General features: G+C 51.4%; 2 protein-coding genes and 1 pseudogene. 1 reads left to right on the top strand and 2 read right to left on the bottom strand.

Features of this window, described 5'->3' with window-relative positions; all coding sequences use genetic code 11:
- A pseudogene (locus ACOSYY_RS04155) lies at positions 1-189 on the bottom strand (hypothetical protein); the annotation flags it as partial.
- 185 nt (positions 190-374) lie between these two features.
- Between ACOSYY_RS04155 and ACOSYY_RS04150 the strand changes: the two are divergent.
- A complete protein-coding gene (locus tag ACOSYY_RS04150) occupies positions 375-890 on the top strand; it encodes a winged helix-turn-helix domain-containing protein (RefSeq protein WP_421661007.1) in 516 nt (171 codons plus the stop codon).
- Between the two features lie 210 nt (positions 891-1,100).
- Here ACOSYY_RS04150 and lpxC read toward each other — a convergent pair.
- Positions 1,101-1,762, bottom strand: a 662-nt coding sequence (gene lpxC / locus ACOSYY_RS04145; RefSeq protein WP_421661006.1) for a UDP-3-O-acyl-N-acetylglucosamine deacetylase, incomplete at its 5' end; no start/stop codon positions are given.

Below are 1,762 nucleotides of genomic sequence, written 5' to 3'. Positions count from 1 at the left end.
GACGCATTGTTCGGCGGCACGGTCTGCGTCAGTGACTAGATTGATCGGATTCTTATACTCGATGTGGAAACCGGACCCGGCATAGTTAAGCAGGAGGGCGCCGGCTTGATGGCCGGCGGCAACCGCTGTTTCGAGAAGGGTGTCGCGCGAAATGGGTTCGTCGTAAATAGGCACATCGGATTGTATCATGCTTAAACCTGTTGATTTTGAAAAACGTGAGCCTTGTTCTAGTACAAGGCTTATCAACATAAGTTAGAAAAGGATTACTTGCGCGCAACAAGCGAAAATAATAAGTAATGTATGATTGAAATAATAAATCTTGACAAGGTTTACAAGCAATGCTATAAAGCAAGCATGCTTTGCATGAGGATGAAGTGGAGGAATTAACAGACATCCTTGTTGGTCTGGAGCAACGGATCAACGCGTACAAAAGTCGGTTCCAAGAATTAGAGAAAAAGCGTCGCCGACTCGATGACGAAATCGCCACCATTAAGAAATACCTTGAGCTTGCTGAGACCCTCTACCGTGTCGAGGCCGACAAGGCCAAGCTCGCCAGTCTTTCCAACCAGATTATTACAACGGATGATTCCAAAGGGACGCGACCTGTGCCGGTCATGGACGTCACCGATCAATCGCGGGAGATTCTTCTCGGACGAAGCAAGTATGTGGGGAAAAGCGTGCCTCAAGCGGCCTATGAAATTCTCCGTGAATCGAATCGCGCCATGCACGCCAAAGAATTGGTCCAGCGTTTAATCGAAGGCGGATTGCAGATCAAAGGGAAAACGCCGCTCACATCGATTGCGACGTCGCTCAAACGCGACAAACGTTTCAGAAAGGTCGGTCCCAATACGTTCGAAGCTCTGGACGACATGCTGATTCAAGCCGTGTAGCCGACAGATAGGTGCATCCAACTTGACACTGCGAAGGGGGGTGAGACTCTTGGCGACAAAGAAAGCAGCGAAGAAGAAAAAGAAGTAGTCCTCGCCATGCTTGGTATGCCGGAGGTAAGGCCACTTACTCCCGGCGTACTAAGCTGCGATGACCTGGGAATGAGAGGGCGTCCTACCGAGAGAACGGCAATCAGCCTGATACCTAATAAACTAAGAAGCCTGAAGTGCAACGGCCGGCTGAAAGTGATGCGTGTGCGCGGCTGACCGTTTGCCTTCCCCTGAAGGTTCCGCGTTCAGAAGCATCCACTTCTCCGGTTGCGTCAGAATCTGCTGGACCAACCGAGTATGGAGCGCATGTCCTGATCGATCCGCGACAATGTGACCGATGAAGGGCACCCCCAAAAGAGAAAAATCACCGATCAGATCGAGAACCTTGTGGCGAACAAACTCATCGTCGAATCGAAGGCCCGATTCATTGACGACGCCATCATCAGACAGCACGATGGTGTTGTCCAGGGTTCCGCCTTTGCCGAGCCCACGAGCCCACAATGCTTGGACTTCGTACAGGAACCCAAATGTCCTGGCCTCGGCAATTTCATTCTCAAACGCGCTGACGGAGCAATCATACGCATAGGTCTGCGTTCTGATCAGAGGGTGCTCATAATGGATGGAATACGTGATTCTCGGGGTGGAAGACGGTTCGATTCGAACACGCTTCGATCCTTCGGTCACCTCAATCGGGGCCATAATTTTAAGAAACGGCTGCTTCCGCTCCTGGGGGACAATGCCGACGGACTGGATCAGTCTGACAAACGGCGCGGCGCTTCCATCCATGACCGGAACTTCGCTCGCGGATACATCGATGAAAACAT

Source organism: Nitrospira sp. BLG_2 (assembly GCF_049222245.1).
The sequence above is the reverse complement of the archived record's forward strand: the minus strand, read 5'-3'. Positions and strand labels throughout refer to the sequence as shown.